Annotated in this window: 11 protein-coding genes; 6 read left to right on the top strand and 5 right to left on the bottom strand. The window is 46.6% G+C overall.

What is annotated here, in order from left to right; all coding sequences use genetic code 11:
• Window positions 1-12 precede the first annotated feature (12 nt).
• Both AC1XTG_RS07555 and AC1XTG_RS07550 read right to left on the bottom strand, forming a co-directional pair.
• Window positions 13-3,903, bottom strand: a complete 3,891-nt coding sequence (locus AC1XTG_RS07555; protein ID WP_484841531.1) for a two-component regulator propeller domain-containing protein — start codon at window positions 3,901-3,903, stop codon at window positions 13-15.
• Between the two features lie 379 nt (window positions 3,904-4,282).
• Complete coding sequence (locus tag AC1XTG_RS07550) at window positions 4,283-4,741, bottom strand: alpha amylase C-terminal domain-containing protein (RefSeq protein ID WP_157474893.1); 459 nt, start codon at window positions 4,739-4,741, stop codon at window positions 4,283-4,285.
• Window positions 4,742-4,897: 156 nt separating this feature from the next.
• Between AC1XTG_RS07550 and AC1XTG_RS07545 the strand changes: the two genes are divergently transcribed.
• Window positions 4,898-5,659, top strand: a complete 762-nt coding sequence (locus AC1XTG_RS07545) for an oxygenase MpaB family protein (protein ID WP_484841530.1) — start codon at window positions 4,898-4,900, stop codon at window positions 5,657-5,659.
• 75 nt (window positions 5,660-5,734) lie between these two features.
• On the opposite strand, the gene AC1XTG_RS07540 is transcribed toward AC1XTG_RS07545, so the two are convergent.
• Entirely contained in the window at window positions 5,735-7,147 is a 1,413-nt protein-coding gene (locus AC1XTG_RS07540; RefSeq protein WP_484841529.1) for a DUF4270 family protein, read from the bottom strand.
• A 470-nt stretch (window positions 7,148-7,617) separates the two neighbouring features.
• Here AC1XTG_RS07540 and AC1XTG_RS07535 point away from each other — a divergent pair, with 470 nt between their 5' ends.
• Both AC1XTG_RS07535 and AC1XTG_RS07530 read left to right on the top strand, forming a co-directional pair.
• Window positions 7,618-8,658: a Kelch repeat-containing protein gene (locus AC1XTG_RS07535; protein ID WP_484841528.1), complete on the top strand. Its 1,041-nt coding sequence runs from the start codon at window positions 7,618-7,620 to the stop codon at window positions 8,656-8,658.
• Between the two features lie 35 nt (window positions 8,659-8,693).
• Window positions 8,694-9,002, top strand: a complete 309-nt coding sequence (locus tag AC1XTG_RS07530; protein ID WP_484841527.1) for a DUF4907 domain-containing protein — start codon at window positions 8,694-8,696, stop codon at window positions 9,000-9,002.
• 14 nt (window positions 9,003-9,016) lie between these two features.
• On the opposite strand, the gene AC1XTG_RS07525 is transcribed toward AC1XTG_RS07530, so the two are convergent.
• Both AC1XTG_RS07525 and AC1XTG_RS07520 read right to left on the bottom strand, forming a co-directional pair.
• A complete protein-coding gene (locus AC1XTG_RS07525; protein ID WP_484841526.1) occupies window positions 9,017-10,102 on the bottom strand; it encodes a glycosyltransferase in 1,086 nt (361 codons plus the stop codon).
• Window positions 10,103-10,562: 460 nt separating this feature from the next.
• Window positions 10,563-11,540 (bottom strand): endonuclease/exonuclease/phosphatase family protein, encoded by a 978-nt coding sequence (locus tag AC1XTG_RS07520; protein WP_484841525.1) that lies wholly within the window; start codon window positions 11,538-11,540, stop codon window positions 10,563-10,565.
• A gap of 278 nt (window positions 11,541-11,818) precedes the next feature.
• Here AC1XTG_RS07520 and AC1XTG_RS07515 point away from each other — a divergent pair, with 278 nt between their 5' ends.
• The 3 genes from AC1XTG_RS07515 to infB all read left to right on the top strand — a co-directional run bounded on the left by AC1XTG_RS07515 (window position 11,819) and on the right by infB (window position 16,778).
• The gene (locus tag AC1XTG_RS07515) at window positions 11,819-12,301 is read left to right on the top strand and encodes a ribosome maturation factor RimP (protein WP_484841524.1); all 483 of its coding nucleotides are present in this window, start codon (window positions 11,819-11,821) and stop codon (window positions 12,299-12,301) included.
• Between the two features lie 87 nt (window positions 12,302-12,388).
• Window positions 12,389-13,630 (top strand): transcription termination factor NusA, encoded by a 1,242-nt coding sequence (gene nusA / locus AC1XTG_RS07510; protein ID WP_056290429.1) that lies wholly within the window; start codon window positions 12,389-12,391, stop codon window positions 13,628-13,630.
• Window positions 13,631-13,703: 73 nt separating this feature from the next.
• Window positions 13,704-16,778 carry a translation initiation factor IF-2 gene (infB, locus tag AC1XTG_RS07505; RefSeq protein WP_056290432.1) on the top strand — a complete coding sequence of 1,025 codons (3,075 nt, stop codon included), beginning with the start codon at window positions 13,704-13,706 and terminating at the stop codon, window positions 16,776-16,778.
• Window positions 16,779-16,906 lie beyond the last annotated feature (128 nt).

The following is a 16,906-nucleotide window of genomic DNA, read 5'->3' as shown; positions in this document are numbered from 1 at the left end:
CATTTGATTACACTAAACCCGGCCGGAGAGAACGTCCAGCCGGGACTGGTGAATCCTGGTAAAAGCTTTCTTTAATACTTCCTTGATCTCTTCCAGCTTCATCGGCTTGGCCATATAATCGTTCATCCCGATGCTGAGGTACTTATTCCTGTCCTCAATCAGCGCATTGGCAGTGAGTGCAATGATGTAAGGTTGTGAAGGATTTTCCTTGCGGATGATTTTCGTGGCTTCCAAACCGTCCATTTCAGGCATTTGTACATCCATTAGTACCACATCATACTGCCCCTTTGCGAGCCACGTGAGCACTTCCAGCCCATTATTCGCAATCAGGATTTCGTAACCCAGTTTGTTCAGTACATATCCAATGAATTTCTGGTTTACCTGATTATCCTCCGCAACCAGGATCCGGAGCGGGTACTGGGACGAAAAGTCACTTTCCAGCACCCGGGCATCGCTTTGCTGCGCGATCCGGCTCTTGCGGTCATCCGAAACTTTGTTGGTATAGCCCGTAGTAATGTAAAAGTGGAATGAGGAGCCTTTTCCGTAATCACTCTCGACCCGGATCGCGCCGCCCATTAACCGGATCAGTCTTTCACAAATGGCAAGCCCGAGCCCCGTACCGCCATATTTGCGGTTGACTGAGGAATCGACCTGAGAAAACGCCTTAAACAAGCTGGAAAGACCATCTTTGTGAATGCCAATGCCTGTATCTTTCACGGTAAAGCCGACCCCTACTTGTCCCCTGTCGGGTTCTGAATGAAGGTAGGCCAGTACTGTCACTTCCCCCGAAGCTGTAAATTTGACGGCGTTGCTGATCAGGTTGGTCAATACCTGTTTCAGCCGCAGGCTATCTCCTACCAGGAAATGGGGAACGTCCGGATCAATTTCGTACCGCAGGCTGATTCCTTTCCGGGAGGCTGTCAATGCAAAGAGGTCGATCATTTCCTCGATACTCGGCCGCAGTTCGAATTCGTAGTCTTCCAGGTCGATTTTCCCGGATTCGATTTTTGAAAAGTCAAGAATATCGTTGATCACGTTAACCAGCGTTTCACCGCAGGCGGCGATTGTTCTCGTATAATCCTTCTGTTCGTCAGTAAGTTGCGTCTCCGATAGTAGCGCCGTCATACCGATTACGCCATTCATCGGCGTCCGGATTTCGTGGCTCATAGTCGCCAGGAAAATGCTTTTTGCCTGATTAGCCCGCTCGGCTTCCTCCCGCGCCTGCTGTGCCTCTTCGTGTTGCTCGTACAGCTCTTCTGTCTGGGTACGCAGTTCCTCCGATTGCGCCTGCAGCTCTTCATTCAATGCCTGTAATTGGTCGGCTTGTGCGTGCAGTTCCTCTGTCTGCCGCTGCACAACCATCGTGCGCTCCTCAACAAGCCGCTCCAATGTTGCCTTTTGTTTTACAATGGACTTGACACGGATGGTATAAACCAGATAAATGATGCCAGCGATCAGGAGTAAGCCCAACAGACGGAACCACCACGTAGCCCAAAACGGCGGCCTGACCCTGATGATAAGGCTCTGCGACGCCGTCACCCATTCGCCGGATATATTCTGCGCTTTTACCTTGAACAGGTATTTACCCGCCGGGAGATTGGTGTAAACTGCGGTGTTTTTGTTACCTACAAAATTCCAGTCCTTGTCAAAACCTTCGAGGAAATAGGCATAGTTGCGGCGCGTGGAAATGAAGTCCAGCGCGGCATAATCGAGTGTGATAAAAGACTGGTCATGAGACAAGATCACTTTGCTTGCGTCGGAAATGTCGCCATCGATCACGGGCGTCATATTCATGGCGCCAACTGCACTTGCATTCCTGTTGAATACTCTGAGATTCGTAATAGCAATGGGGTAAGTGCCGTGATCGCGGCGGATTGCGGCGGGATTGAATTTGTTAAAACCGTTTACGCCGCCGAAGTAAATATTCCCATTCCGGTCTTTGTAAACAGCCTTCTGCTTGTACTCGCGTCCCTGCAAACCATACTCTACGGGATATACCTCAAATTTCTCGCTACGCGGATCCAGTCGGGAAAGTCCGCCCGATGCACTGATCCACAGCATGCCGCGATTATCCTCCACAATAGCCTGCGTCGCATTGCTGATCAGACCGTTTTTGGTTGAATACTTTTTAAATTTTTGGGTTGCAGGATCAAAGCGGATCAAACCTTTGAGCGTAGCAAGCCAAAAAATGCCTCTTTTATCTTCGGTAATGCTGTTAATGGCGCCATTGAACAGGTGCTTGCCCTCCGAAATGGAAAACCGAGTGAAGGAATCAGTAGCGGGATCGTAGCGGTTAAGCTGACCTTCATCCGTCCCCATCCACAAATTGCCTTTTCTGTCGACAAGAAAGCAGTCTACCGTGTTATCGGAGAGTGTCTTAGGATCGTCAGGATTACTCAGGTAGTGTTTGAAAACCTTTTTCACGGGATCAAATACATCCAGTCCCTCGCCGTATGTACTCAGCCAAACCCTGTTGTCAGCTGTATGTGCAATGGCGTAAACATTGTTGGAGTACAATGTGTTAGCTGCATTTTTCTTGCTTCGGAATGCCTCTGACCGACCTGTTTTTGGATCCAGAATAGCAAAGCCGTCTCCCCAGGTACCAATCCACAACTTCTGCTGCTTGTCGGGTACAATCGCGAGTACAAATCTGCTGATTGCATTCCTCGCCAAAGCGAGCCGCGGCTCCTCTATAAATTTCTGGGTTTTGATATCGAAAAGGTTCAACCCTCCCCCATCTGTGCCGATCCACATCTTCTCCTCCTCGTCTTCATAGAAGCAGAGTACCGCGTTGTTTGTAAGACTGTTTTTAGAGGCATTGCGCCTGAAATGCTCAAATCCGTTGCTCTTCTTATAAATGCTCACCCCGCTGCTAAACACACCCAGCCACAAGTTATTCTGGCGATCGCGGTAAATGCAGTCCACCGAATTTCCGACCACGCTGCTCAGGTCAATTTCGTCGTGCAGGTGCGTGGTGAATGTCCAGTCATTAACATCCAGAATATTCAGTCCGCCGTTTTCGGTACCGATCCAGATTTCGCCTTCGCTTTCGTTGATGCTGGTGATGCTGTTGTTCGACAGACTGGCCGCGTTGCCCGGATCGTGCCGAAAGCGGCGGAATGTACCTTTTTCCCGTTGATAAAGATTGAGTCCTGCCTGATAAGTACCTACCCAGATATTTCCCCTCGAATCCTGAAAAACCGCACGCACATCGTCCCCTGACAGGGAAGCCGCATTTCCGCTTTGGTAAGTGAATTTTTTAAATGTATTCGATTTCCGATCAAGCAGGTTCAAACCTGTTGAAGTCCCCGCCCAGATGTTGTTCTGGCTGTCACAGAAAACGGTGTTAACATTATCTCCGCTCAGGCTACCTGGATGGGCAGGATTAAATTTATACTGGGTTAGTACAGTACCTGTTTCCGTGTCAAAACAGTCGAGCCCGCCTGTGGTAGCGAGCCACAATTTTCCATTTTGGTCAAAGGCAATGCGATTGACAAAATTCCCGGCGATCGTCTTCTTATGATGATAGTCCGACAGAAACGATTTGAATTTCTTTCTGCCCTTGTCAAGTACATTCAGCCCGCCGCCGCTTGTTGCTACCCATATATTTCCGGCTTTGTCTTCTGCAATGCCCGTCACCGCATTGTTACTCAAGCTGGTATTATCGCGTTCCTCATTCTGGTAGCTCTTGAATTCATGCCCGTCATATCGATTAAGTCCTCCATTTGTACCTATCCAGATGAAACCTTTTGAGTCCTGAAATATGCAGTTGACATTGTTGTCTGTAAGTCCGCTTTCAGTAGTAAGGTGACGGAAATGAATGGGTCTGCCTTGTGTAAATGCCAGCAACGGAACAAACTGTATCAGCAGGGCACAAATTAACGGGCAAAGGCGCAGCTTCATGCTTATAGAGGAGCGTAAAATTACTTTGTAGATTTTGTAGAAATATACGGGTTAAAATGGGATTAATCACAGCCTTGTCTTTAACACTACGATAAATTAGAATTGTTCGGAACACCTCATTCACTGTAAGATATTGGCCCGCTATTGCAAATAGTTGTAGAAAGCATTGCACAGGTTGAAGAAGGCGGGATTTGTAGTATAAAAAAGGCCACCAATTGTCGGATTTCCCTCGCAACTGGTGGCGCATCACTCACCTCACACAACTAAGATTTTTGTTCGACTAGCTGGTTAATTCCATTCACCCGGGTAGTGATAAATTTGTATGCGGTTTCAAGGAGCATATCCCTGTATTGCTGAATTGTGCCAACTCAACTAAGGCCTATCCATACATCACAAGACCGCGTGGCGGGATTGTAAGTCTGATGGACTTCCCATTCCGGTCTTCTACATTCAACTCGCCGGGAATGGAGCCGGGCCCAAGCATACGGTTCATCCTGGTACCGGAAGCATGCAGCCCATCGTCGACCGTCACGTATACGACAGCTTCTTTCCTACGGTGTAAGTTAATGACGCACAGGATCTCACTTGCTTCGAAAATTCGCGACCAGGCCAGTACACAGGTATCCTGCTCGTCTGACAATCCAGAGAGCCGGAAGTCTGTTCCATCTTCGGAAATGGCACGCCAGTGATAGGTACCGTGCTGCAGAGCAGGTTGTTTTTGAATTAATGATAATAATGCTTCAATTTCGGCGCTTCTAACTCTGTATTCTTCGAAAAAGCCGCTGAGTGCGGCTTGGTCACGTGCATTTGCCCACGAAGAATCTGATGTAATTTCCATAGCTGATTGGTTGCCCGTTGGGCGTTGAAGGTAAATTTGCTTCCCTGATACGCTCGCGCTGAGCAGCGTGGTTTTATTTAAATAACCAGACCAGACTTTAATCTCATTATCAAATGGATGTGAGATACTTCCGGCAGGTTTTTCCGTTTTACAGGTATGGACTATTTTGTTGAAAAGCACTCGATTGTGCGACAAATATGGGGAAAGAGCGACACTATCCTCTTCATTTTCGCCGGCGCAGCGGCTGAATTCGCGCTCAGCAAGGCGGTGGACTGGCTGTACTTTACAAACCGTCTTCCGTCTGATCCGCTGGGAAGACTCTTCTCCACTGTTTCTTATGCGCGTAAAATTGTCTTTTCTGAAAAAGAATCCGCATATCGCGCCATTGACACCATGGCGGCGATACATGCGGGCGTAGAAGCAAAACGAGGCCAAAGTATTCCCGAGTGGGCTTATCGGGATGTGCTGTTCATGCTCATTGACTACTCGATCCGATCTTTCGAGGTGCTGGAACGGAAGCTAACCATCGTTGAAAAGCAGGAAGTTTTTGATGTTTTTTACAAAGTGGGGAGCCGAATGGGTGTACAAGCGCTACCGCTCAGTTTTGAAGAATGGCAGCGAATGCGACAGGAACATTTATCACGAAACCTGGCGCACAGCCACTATACGAATGATTTATTCAAGCAATACAAAAAACACCTGGGTAGCGTCCGTTACAGAATCCTGTTAGAAGCACAAACCCTAGTAGTTCCCCCGCGGGTTAAGGAGCTCCTTGCATTCAGAAAATTCTCGTTGTTAAGCCCGCTGTTAGGTTTATATCAGGTAAGCAGAAGCCTGAAAATGGATTGGCTCTTAAAAGCGCTGATCCTGCCTGAGAAGTATAAGGCCGAAATCAAAGCGCTTAATATAGAGCCTTGAATTGAGACAACTGTCAATAAAAAAGCCTTGCTAATACATTGATCAGCAAGGCTTTCTTATTAAGTACTATAACAATTAAGGTGTGATCTTGGTGAAGTACAGTTCCAGTTTCACGCCTGGCTCATCGCTTTGCTGATCTCCAAAAATCAACCGATTGAATGAGTTTGTAAATTCAGTATTTTCAGCCGGATAAGCAGGGTTGGCCCGCTCATTAAATGGGGAGGTGCGCAGCACAAGTGAGCCGATATCTCCTGTTTCGCTGGTTAACAGCTCGGTCACATACGAGCTGATATCCAGGAGATAATACTGCTTGTTGGTAAACAAATCGGTAATGTACGGTGCCGCGACAGGAACAGGCCGTTGGTTGGCTGTAGCTAGTGTGTAGAGCGGTAGTGGAAAGCCTCCGGCCTCACCTGAGGATATGAGATAGAACTCATTGTTTCTGTCAACGCGATATGCGTACAGTGTAGGCGGCGCTTTAAACTGGTCAGTCACCGAAAATCTTTTCGGGGTAATTCTCAGGAATGCCCGGTTTGCCGCTATGTACTGTTGATTTCGCAAGTCACGAACCGTCGGCAAATCAATGCGCGTCATGATACCCGTGCCAGCTTGTATAAATGCATTGTTACCAGTCTGGGAAGTAGGGTATGAAATTCTTTTAGTAACAGGAAGGTTGGCAATCTGTGTGCCTGTCCTATCGCTAAGTACCTGATTGTAAATCCCGGAGTTCCGTATCACCACTGAATCTCGCTTTATTCCATCCACCTGTGACGTATGGAAATACATATTCACCGCCGCGCTATCTGACCTGAAACCTACGATCGCTCCTTCATCATTCGCAGCTCCTCTGATCAATAATCCTTTTACCAGATTCATCCATTCCGTGTTGGAAGGTATCAAATTGGCTTTGGCTTTGGAAAAAATATCATTTCCTAATACATCCGACAGCTTGATTACCAATCTCTTGCTCGTTAATGGCCGGGGTGCAAGCTTCACCTTACCCAGTGGCACGGCATCGTAAGGAGTGCTGTTTGTACTGAAATAAACGCCTTTGTCAGCGATATCTGATTGCAATTTGTGAATACTCAGGTTCATCGGCTTGGTGGTATCACCGTATGTATAAGTATCATAATACATGGATAGCACCAACGAATCATAAACGGCCTCCTGAGCCAGATTCAGTCCGTTGTTAATTGCAGGACGGAAAAAGCTGGCGGCTTGCAACTTCCCAAAATAAGGATCAGTAAACCGTCCTACCAGCATGCGGCCGGCCGAACCAGTCATCACAGAATCAGTAATAACAGTAGAAAGCTGCACCCTCGCGGTATCAGTAAAACCAACGGTAAAATCGTCAGGGTCGGGCTGTACCAATGCTCCGATTTCATCACCTGTGGGATCGCAGGCAATCATGGAAGCAGACATTCCCAATATAAATAGCAGTGGAGAGGCCTTAAAGAATCCTTTTAAATAACCAGACTTGAATTTCATTGAGAGCAAGACAGTAAAAAATGCAAAACTACCATATGTAAGCTTATTTACAATATGCGTGTGACAATTAGCAGCCGTTATCAAAAGTGACCGTGACTTGCAACAAACAAGCGGAGCAGTACGTATTGCTTTTCGAAGGGCTTTTTGATCTATACGCCAAGGCCGGCAAAAAAGTGGCAGACCTAATTACAAACGCGATTTCAGTTAAAGCTATTTCAACTAAATGCGCATAAAAGTTGTCACAAGAAAGCCGCAGAACGAGGCTGGCAACATTCCTGAACGTATCTGCGTTAAAAGTAACTGACCGGTAAAGTTTTGGACAAAAAAGACCCTATTATTTTTACTTAGCAGGTTGAAGATATTATGTTTGCAAAAAATTTGTGTAAAAACACCTTTATCCGCGCAGGCACTCAGCCCTGAAAGATTTTATCAGTATTCATTTGTAACAATTCGTCAAACTATATTTTTTCATGTTTAATACTTTAAAAAAGACTTCGTTAGCCATTCTAGTTGCTTCACTTGCATTTGCTCAGATCAGCTGTAAGGATGATGATCCGGAGGCAGATTTACAGGGAAACTGGTTCCGTAAAGACCTTCCCAGCTTCGGTGGCTCGGCGAGGACCAGGTCTGTAAGTTTCGTGATTGGTGATGTTGGTTACGTGGGAACAGGCTACACGAATGAGACAGTTGCGAGGGTTAAGGATTTCTGGGCGTTCGATGCCTCTGATAAAATTTGGTCGCAGGTAGCTCCCTTTCCAGGAACAGGCCGCAATGATGCAACTGCATTCGTGATTGACGGAAAAGCATATGTTGGTACAGGTTATGACAACGTAACAACAATTGACAACGGTTATAAAAAAGATTTCTACCAATTCGATCCTGCTACAAACAAGTGGAAAGGAATTGCTGACTTCCCCGGAACGCGCCAGTATGCGACATCTTTCGTAGTTAATAATAAAGGCTATGTTGGGTTGGGCTACAATGGAAGCAACTACTACCAGGATTTTTACGAATACAATCCAACCACTGATAAATGGACTGAAATGGCGACTTTCATCGGCGGTAAACGCGCAGGTGCATTCGCATTCACAATTGGCGGAAAAGGTTACGTAGGTTGCGGAAGAAGCAATTCTTCAGTTGCAACAAACGACATTTACAGCTTTGACCCTGCTGCTGGCAGCGGAAAAGGCGGATGGACACGCGTTGATTTCCCGAATGATGACGTGAAAGAGAACTTCGAACCTAGATTCAATGCGATTGCACTTGCGCTTGGAGACAAGGCTTACATTATCGGTGGAGATGGCAAATCAGATGTTTGGGAATTCACTCCGGGATCTAACGGCTGGGTTGAGAGAGCAAAGTTTGAAGGCCAGGGAAGAGGATATGCCGCAGGTTTTTCAATTGGTAATCTGATTTACTTCGGAACAGGAAGTTCATCTGGTACAGGAGGAGGAGATGATTTCTGGGCATTTGATCCTACTGCCGCTAAAAATGATGACGATAACCAGTGATCAGGAAGAAAACTAGTATCATTACAATAATTTGTTTGCTGGCCTTCGCTGTTGCAGCTTACCTGCTTTTCTCAAAAAAAGGCAGCAGCTTCACCGGCGAAGGCCGGTCTCCTTTCAGGGTCGAAACCTTTCAGAAAGAGACCGGCTGGGCTTACCGGATTTATCAGGATACAATTCCTGTGATCGAGCAGGCAACAATCCCGGGAGTGCCCGGTAACAACGGATTCCGCTCCGAAGAGCTTGCAAAAAAAACGGGTACCCTGGTCACTCAAAAGCTTGATCAGGGCATTTTCCCACCTACTATTTCACTTAAAGAGCTGGACAGCCTGGGCGTAAAGTACTAATGCTACGCCCAGTTTCAGACAGTCTTCTGCACCGGAAGTTTCGAACTGTAAAGCTCGATGATCTCCGTTGATTTTGCACTTTCGATAATCAACTCTTTCATTTGCTTGAATGTATTGTCCCAGGAATTGTCTTCCAGCAGACCATCCACGAATTTGAGCCAGTCTGCTCCTGGAAGCTGGGCAACATGCCCGTCAATAACCTGTACAAACTCCCCTGCATTTCTGGCAATGGACACTGCACCATTTACTCCATATCCTGAGATCACATCGCGTATAGCAGTTGAAACTACCGGCTTGCCTGCGGTCAGGTACTCAGGTGTTTTTGTCGGACTTATAAAAACGGTCGATTCATTCAGCAGAAAAGGGATCAAGGCTACATCCCAGCCAGCCAGGTATTTGGGCAGCATTTCGTAGCTCTTTGATCCGAGGTAATGGATATTGGGATTTCTCGGCAACATGGCAGGATCTATTTTAACGACCGGACCAATCAATACAATCTGCCATTCAGGGCGCATTGTGGCAATCTGGGCAATCAGGTCTGTGTCGAATCTTTCATCGATCACCCCATAGAAGCCCAGCTTAAATCCTTCGATAGAAGCCTGATCAGCCGGGCACTCACATTCCTCCCGTGCTTGCAGAAAATGTTGCTTGTCAATGCTGCTTGGGAATGGATGAATGTTGTCGTGCTGATGCTGCTTGGCTTCGTACAGCGACTGCCCTCCTGTGAATACCACAGAAGCTGAATCGAACAGGTCTTTTTCAAGCTGCCGCAATTCCGCCGGTGCAAATTTGAATGCAGACAGCTCATCCATACAATCGTAAACAATGCAGGCGGGATCGAAGTCGGCTGAAAATTTCAGCGCCATGGGCGTGTAATACCAGAAAATACAATCTGACATATCGACGTCTGCCAGCATTGAAACCAGCAGCTTATGGATGTTGAAATTGATTTGCTCAGCGCTCAGTCCGTGCGGTAAGTGGGGTACACAAACCCAAAGATGTTCCAACCTCCTGCTGACTACCATCGCGGGAACAACATCTTTTTCAAAAATCGGCTCTTCTACATAATATACTTCAGATTCAGTGGCGAATCTGCTCATGAGGTGTTGGGGGCGTTGATAAACAAAATCCCAGCGTAAATGGGAAAAACAAACCAGGTTACTCGGTAATTGGATCTGCATAACTCTTCAGGATTTAAATAGCTTAAGAAAATAGTTGGTGTGTGCCGGAAAAAGGCACTGTGCCAGAAATGCGTGGCAGAGCGTGTAAGGTGACTGGGTATATATCAGTATAATACCCTAATCGTTGTTGGTTTGTTTTTCCATATTCCCCATGATTTAAGTTGATGAATGCACGCGACCATAGCAAATACTGTACCGGGTATCAGGTGCGAAGGCTTTTTTGAGGGAAAATGAGGTGAATGTGGCTGTGGGGCACTAAAGACGTTGCATAGCACCTGCATTGCCTTACCTAAATGGCGGGTTGTGAGAAGAAGAATGGGCAATGCAGCTCCCCCAAATGCGGGCTGCTCTTGAATCCAGGAAGCGTATCGGTTGGAAATTATCGGTCGGTGAACCTGTAAGTGCCTGAAATAGGATAATGGTCTGAATACTTGATGTTCCTATGTGTGGTAAAATTGAGGAGATCCAGCCTGCCAGCGTCATAAAACTGGTGATCGATGCGGATGAAGTATGGAATGTGATTGAAAGTGAAGCCAAAACCACTCCCCTTTTCTTCAAATGCATTTGCAAGATCTTTGCGCAATTTCCCATATACATATCCATATGGAATCTCATTGAAATCGCCGCAAATTACTACGGGATAGGGTGAATCGTGCGCCCAGGACTGTAAAGCTACCAACTCTTCCGACCGCTTTTTGAACCCGTCTTTCATTTTCCCAACAGTAAACTTGCCTTCTCTCATCATCCCTTCCACCTTCTTTTGATGTGCCAGCCTGCTGAGATTCAAAGTCATTGAATACAAATGGAGCGCAATTATCCTCACTGTGTCCTGACCTACCTTGATATCTGCCTGGATCATTCCATTTTGCTCCTCAAAAATAGTATCACGCTGGCTGATGATGGGATATTTTGAAAATAGCGCGAGACCTAAATACCGGCTTTTGTCCCGCTTTCTGGTTTTCTCAAACTTGATGGAGTGGCGGTATCCTTGCTTGCTGAAATACTCAGTGGTGCGGAACAGCTTGACATCTTCATCGTAGAATTCAGGTATGCACAGGATATCCGCATTGGTGGAAGCGATCCATTCCTTCATGCTTGCGATTTGTTCCTTCGTTTCCGGATTACGCCGATCCCCGTTGAGCATGAATGTGTGCGCATTGTAGCCGAGGACCTTGAAGGTTTTTTGCCTGGTAACTTCTGCAGTGTCCTCACTACCAAATGCAAAAGTGCGCGGCAGGAAAATACAGCCGACTGCAACAGCGGCAATTGGCAGGAGCGCCTTCTTTCTATCCATCAAAAACCAGACAGGCACAGAAACGATGTGCACGATCATCAAGACCGGAAAAGACATCATCATAAAGCCGGCAAGCCAACCGTCAAAAGGAGTCCACAAAATCAATCCATAAACAAGGAAGGTGTAGAAAACAAAACACTTATATAGAAACCACAAAAACTTTGACAACCCTCTCATTACAAAATCGAATTTTCACAAAAATAGGCACTGTATATCAATTTTGAAGAGTTGCTGTCAGTTGTAGTTGTGATAAAATAGTTATATATTTGCATCCAATTCTATTTTGATCGATTGATTGAGGGGGACATTAATCCCCTTTTTTATTTGCATTAAGGTCTTTCATGACAATAAAGGAACATTTAGAAGTCTTACTGGCTCCTCTGCTGGAAAAAGGTGATTGTTATTTGGTTGACATCATCAACAAACCTTCCAAGCTTAGCCAAAAAATAACGATACTTGTTGACAGTGACCAGGGCATTACTATCCAGCAATGCACCTCTATCAGCCGTCAGCTGGCCAAGCAGCTAGAAGAGCTGGATCTCATTACTGAGGCCTACACACTCGAAGTTTCTTCACCTGGCCTGGATCATCCATTGATCCTGCCTCGTCAATACACCAAAAATATTGGCAGAAACCTGAAAGTCACTTTGAAAACAGGTGAGGCAATAACCGGTAAGCTGACTGAGGTAAACGAGCAGGACATCACAATTGAGCTGCCGCTGCCGAAGAAAAAGTCAAAGGTTCCTGTTGAACCCGGCGAGCTGGTCCGGAACATCGCCCTGAGCGACATTTCAAAGGCACTGGTTGAAATTTCATTTAAATAGATTTACAGGCCCGAATGCCGGAGCTGGCTTGTAATCAATGACATAATATGTATAACTTAGTATCAGCAAATATTCTTTAAATAAGCAATGGATAGCGGAATATTAATTGAATCATTCGCGGAGTTTGCAAACTCTAAAAACATCGATCGCCCGACGATGATCAGTGTTTTAGAAGAGGTTTTTCGTACGATGATTCGTAAAAAATATGGTACAGACGATAATTTCGATGTGATTATCAACCCGGAAAGCGGTGACCTTGAAATGTGGCGTACCCGCGAAATCGTTGACGACAATTCGGAGGATATCTGGGATTACAATAAAATACCACTTGCAGAAGCACGCAGGATTCAGAGTGACTTTGAAGTGGGCGAAGAAGTTGCAGAAGAAGTAAAGCTGGTAGAATTCGGCCGCAGGCTCGTTCAAACTGCCCGTCAAACTTTGATCCAAAAGATCAAGGACATGGAAAAAGAAATCATGTTCGAGAAATATAAGGATCAGGTTGGTGAAATGATTACCGGGGAAGTGTATCAGACGCTACGCCACGAGGTAATTATCATGGACTCGGAAGGAAATGAGCTTTCCCTGCCCCGCAATGAGCAGATTTCGAAAGACCGGTTCCGTAAAGGAGAGTCTGTCAAAGCAGTAATACACAAGGTAGAGATGAACAACGGTTCTCCTAAAATTACCTTGTCAAGAACGTCACCAGTGTTCCTGGAAAGGCTTTTTGAAGTAGAAATACCTGAAATCTATGATGGTATCATTTCCGTAAGAAGAGTAGTTCGTGAACCAGGTGAGCGCGCGAAAGTAGCGGTAGAATCTTATGATGACAGAATCGATCCGGTTGGTGCCTGCGTAGGTATGAAAGGATCGAGGATCCATTCGATTGTACGTGAACTTGGAAACGAGAACATAGATGTAATCAACTATACTGACAACCTTGAATTGTTGATCAGCAGAGCATTAAGTCCCGCGAAAGTGAGCTCTATGCAGATTGACAGGGATGCGAAACGCGTTTCGGTGTTCCTGAAACCTGACCAGGTTTCGCTTGCGATCGGTAAAGGCGGTCAGAACATTAAGCTGGCAGGTAAGCTGGTTGGAATGGAAATTGACGTGTTCCGGGATGTTGAAGAACAAAATGATGAAGACGTTGACCTGACTGAATTCTCTGATGAGATCGATGAATGGATCATCAGCGAGCTGCACAAGATCGGTTTGGATACAGCCAAAAGCGTACTTGCCCTGAGCAGAGAAGAACTTGTAAGAAGAACTGATCTCGAAGAAGCTACGGTGGAAGAAGTACTGGAAATCCTTCGTAAAGAATTTGAATAATAAAAATTGGCGGCATCAATCGCTGTGATTGAAACTGCCACAATGCAAAACTTTTTTTCTATTAATTGCTAATATGGCAGAAGATAAAATGATGCGCCTTAGCCAAGTGGCACGGATCCTGAACGTGGGAATAACTACGATCGTGGATCATCTGTCTGCCAAAGGGTATAAGGTGGAAACAAACCCGAATACCAAAATTAATTCCGACCAAATTGAGTTTCTGGCGAAAGATTTCAAATCCGATGACCTGCGTTCGTCATTGTCTCAGAAACCTGCTGCGCCGCAAGAGGCTCCTGTTGAAATAAAAGAGGATAAAGTTAAAAGCGATGTTGACGGAATCTTGTATTTCCGCAATGCGCAGAAGGCAGAGGAAAAGCCGGTAGAAGAGCCACAAGCTCCTGCCGCGGCTCAGCCCGCTTTTGAAAACCGCCTGCCGGGAATTAAGGTAGTTGGGAAAATTGATCTGGACCAGAAACGTCAGGCACCTGCACAAGCAGCACCCGCACCGGTACAAGAACAAAAACCTGCAGCTGAACCAGCGCCGGCGCCCGTAGCCAAAGAAACTCAACCTGCTCCGGCACCTGTGAAGGAGCCGGAAACTGCGCCCGCACCTGTGGCAGCGCAACCTAAGGAAGAGCCTGCTCCGGCAGCAGCTGTGGCTGAAAAATCTGAAGAGCCGCAACAGCCTAAACAAGAGAAAACGCCTGAACCTGTTGAGACTGTGAAAGCAGCTGCACCAGAAAAGGAATCTGCTCCTGCGGCGGCTGAACCCGCACCAGGCGCGGAACCTGTTGAAGCTGCCAAACCAGCACCTGCCGCTCCGGTTGCAGCTGCTGAAAGTGAGCCAGCGGGGTCTGAGCTGATTGAAGCACGCGGAGAACAGCTGCGCGGATTGCGTGTAGTTGGAAAGATTGAGCTTCCTTCTGATAAAGCGAAAAAGAAAGATCCTGTTGCATCCAGCGACACTGCTGCTGACAAAAAGCGTCGCAGAAAGAGAAAGCGGATCCGTGACGGAGCTGCCGTGCCAGGAGATAACAAACCGGCAACACCTGCTGCAAGTGACGCTACCACCGGCAGACCACGTGAAGGAAGTGCATCGAATACAGCACGTCCGGGCACACCGGCAACAGGTACAACCGCACCGGGAACAGGCCAGGCAAATGCAAGACCAAATAACAATACAAACACCAACAACAGAAGCGGAGCCGGCAATAACCGTAGAGGTGGCAGGCGCGAAGAAGTTTCTGATAAGGAGGTTTCAGATAATATCAAAGCCACAATGGCGCGTATGGGCGGTGGGAACACCAGAAATATGGCACGTGGTGGAAAAGGCGGCCGTCGCCGTGACAGAGCAGACCAAAACGATGCAAATGGCTTCGGTGATGAGGAAACAAAAGTATTGCGCGTAACGGAATTCGTTTCCGCAAACGATTTGGCTTCATTGATGGACGTTACAGTTCAGGAAGTTATTTCGGTTTGTATGAGCATGGGTATGTTCGTTTCGATCAACCAGCGTCTGGATGCGGAAGCAATTACTTTTATCGCTGATGAATTTGGCTTTGAAGTTGCATTCATCTCTGCGGAGGAAGAGGTTCAGAACGATGTTCAGGAAGAAGTTGATGATGAAGAAAGCTTGGTTGAAAGAGCACCAATTGTTACAATTATGGGTCACGTTGACCACGGTAAAACATCGCTGCTTGACTATATCCGTCAGGAGAACGTAGCGAGCGGTGAAGCCGGAGGTATTACCCAGCACATTGGAGCATATAGTGTAAAAACAAAGACCGGGAAACAGGTTACCTTCCTCGATACACCAGGTCACGAAGCATTTACAGCGATGCGTGCCCGTGGCGCGAACGTAACGGATGTTGTTATCATTGTGATTGCAGCTGACGACAGCGTAATGCCTCAAACACGTGAAGCAATCAATCACGCCCAGGTAGCAGGTGCACCAATCGTATTTGCATTCAGTAAAGTAGATAAACCGGGAGCCAATACCGAGAAAATTCGTGAGGAGCTCGCTAATATGAACTTGCTTGTTGAAGAATGGGGTGGTAAATACCAGACCCAGGAAATCTCATCCAAATCTGGATTGGGTATCGACGAGTTGCTTGAAAAAGTATTGCTGGAAGCAGAGCTTCTGGAATTGAAAGCTAATCCAAACCGCAGAGCTGTCGGAACGGTAGTGGAAGCATCTCTTGATAAAGGACGTGGTTATGTAACTACTATCCTTGTTCAGACAGGTACATTGAAAGTGGGCGATGTGGTTCTTGCAGGCTCGCATTATGGTAAAGTGAAGGCAATGACGGATTACCTTGGTAAAAGGTTGAAAACCGCCGGACCTTCCACACCGGTGCAGCTTCTTGGACTTAACGGAGCACCGCAAGCTGGTGACAGGTTCAATGTATTCGAGAATGAGCGCGACGCCCGCGACATTGCTACCAAGCGTGAGCAAATCCAGCGCGAGCAATCCATCCGGACCCGCAAGCACATTACGCTTGAAGAAATTGGCCGTCGTAAGGCAATTGGCAGCTTCCGTGAATTGAACCTGATTGTAAAAGGTGACGTGGATGGTTCTGTTGAAGCACTTTCCGATTCACTGCTGCAACTTTCTACTTCGGAAGTTCAGGTTAACATTATCCACAAAGCGGTTGGTCAGATTTCTGAGTCAGATGTGAACCTTGCGATTGCTTCGGATGCGATTATCGTCGGATTCCAGGTAAGACCTTCTTCAAATGCGAAGAAAATGGCCGAGCAGGATCAGATCGAAATTCGTCACTACTCTGTGATTTACCAGGCTATCGATGAGATTAAGGATGCGATGACAGGTATGCTCGCTCCAACTATCGAAGAGATTATCACTGGTAACATCGAAATTCGTGAAGTATTCAAAATTAGCCGCGTAGGTACGATTGCAGGTTGCTACGTAACTGACGGATATGTGAAACGCAGTAATAAGATCCGCGTAATCCGCGACGGTATCGTTCTTTACACAGGTGAGATCGACTCTTTGAAACGTTACAAAGACGATGTTCAGGAAGTGAGAAATGGTTACGAATGTGGTTTGAGTGTCAAAAACTATAACGACATCGAAATCGGCGATATCATCGAGAGCTTCGAGCTGCGTGAAGTAAAGAGAACACTCTAAGCCGGTAGCCGGTCAGCGTTTATAAAAGAGGGTGTCTCAATTTAAAACCGGGGCACCCTCTTTCGTTTGAATTATTCGGGCAGAAAATTATCGGTCGATATCCTTCATCAAAAGCTAAAAGGCTTTCT

Source organism: Dyadobacter sp. HNCC25DJ183 (assembly GCF_056895175.1).
Note: the sequence above shows the minus strand (reverse complement) of the source record. Positions and strands in the feature narration are given on the sequence as shown.

What these genes read in the sequence shown, in the direction of transcription:
- AC1XTG_RS07520 (WP_484841525.1), bottom strand. Translation starts at nt 11,540, where the DNA reads ATGATGATGTCTTTTCCGGTCTTGATGATCGTGCACATCGTTTCTGTG.
- infB (WP_056290432.1), top strand. Translation starts at nt 13,704, where the DNA reads ATGGCAGAAGATAAAATGATGCGCCTTAGCCAAGTGGCACGGATCCTG.
- AC1XTG_RS07535 (WP_484841528.1), top strand. Translation starts at nt 7,618, where the DNA reads ATGTTTAATACTTTAAAAAAGACTTCGTTAGCCATTCTAGTTGCTTCA.
- AC1XTG_RS07550 (WP_157474893.1), bottom strand. Translation starts at nt 4,741, where the DNA reads ATGGAAATTACATCAGATTCTTCGTGGGCAAATGCACGTGACCAAGCC.
- AC1XTG_RS07525 (WP_484841526.1), bottom strand. Translation starts at nt 10,102, where the DNA reads ATGAGCAGATTCGCCACTGAATCTGAAGTATATTATGTAGAAGAGCCG.
- AC1XTG_RS07545 (WP_484841530.1), top strand. Translation starts at nt 4,898, where the DNA reads ATGGACTATTTTGTTGAAAAGCACTCGATTGTGCGACAAATATGGGGA.
- AC1XTG_RS07515 (WP_484841524.1), top strand. Translation starts at nt 11,819, where the DNA reads ATGACAATAAAGGAACATTTAGAAGTCTTACTGGCTCCTCTGCTGGAA.
- AC1XTG_RS07555 (WP_484841531.1), bottom strand. Translation starts at nt 3,903, where the DNA reads ATGAAGCTGCGCCTTTGCCCGTTAATTTGTGCCCTGCTGATACAGTTT.
- AC1XTG_RS07540 (WP_484841529.1), bottom strand. Translation starts at nt 7,147, where the DNA reads ATGAAATTCAAGTCTGGTTATTTAAAAGGATTCTTTAAGGCCTCTCCA.
- nusA (WP_056290429.1), top strand. Translation starts at nt 12,389, where the DNA reads ATGGATAGCGGAATATTAATTGAATCATTCGCGGAGTTTGCAAACTCT.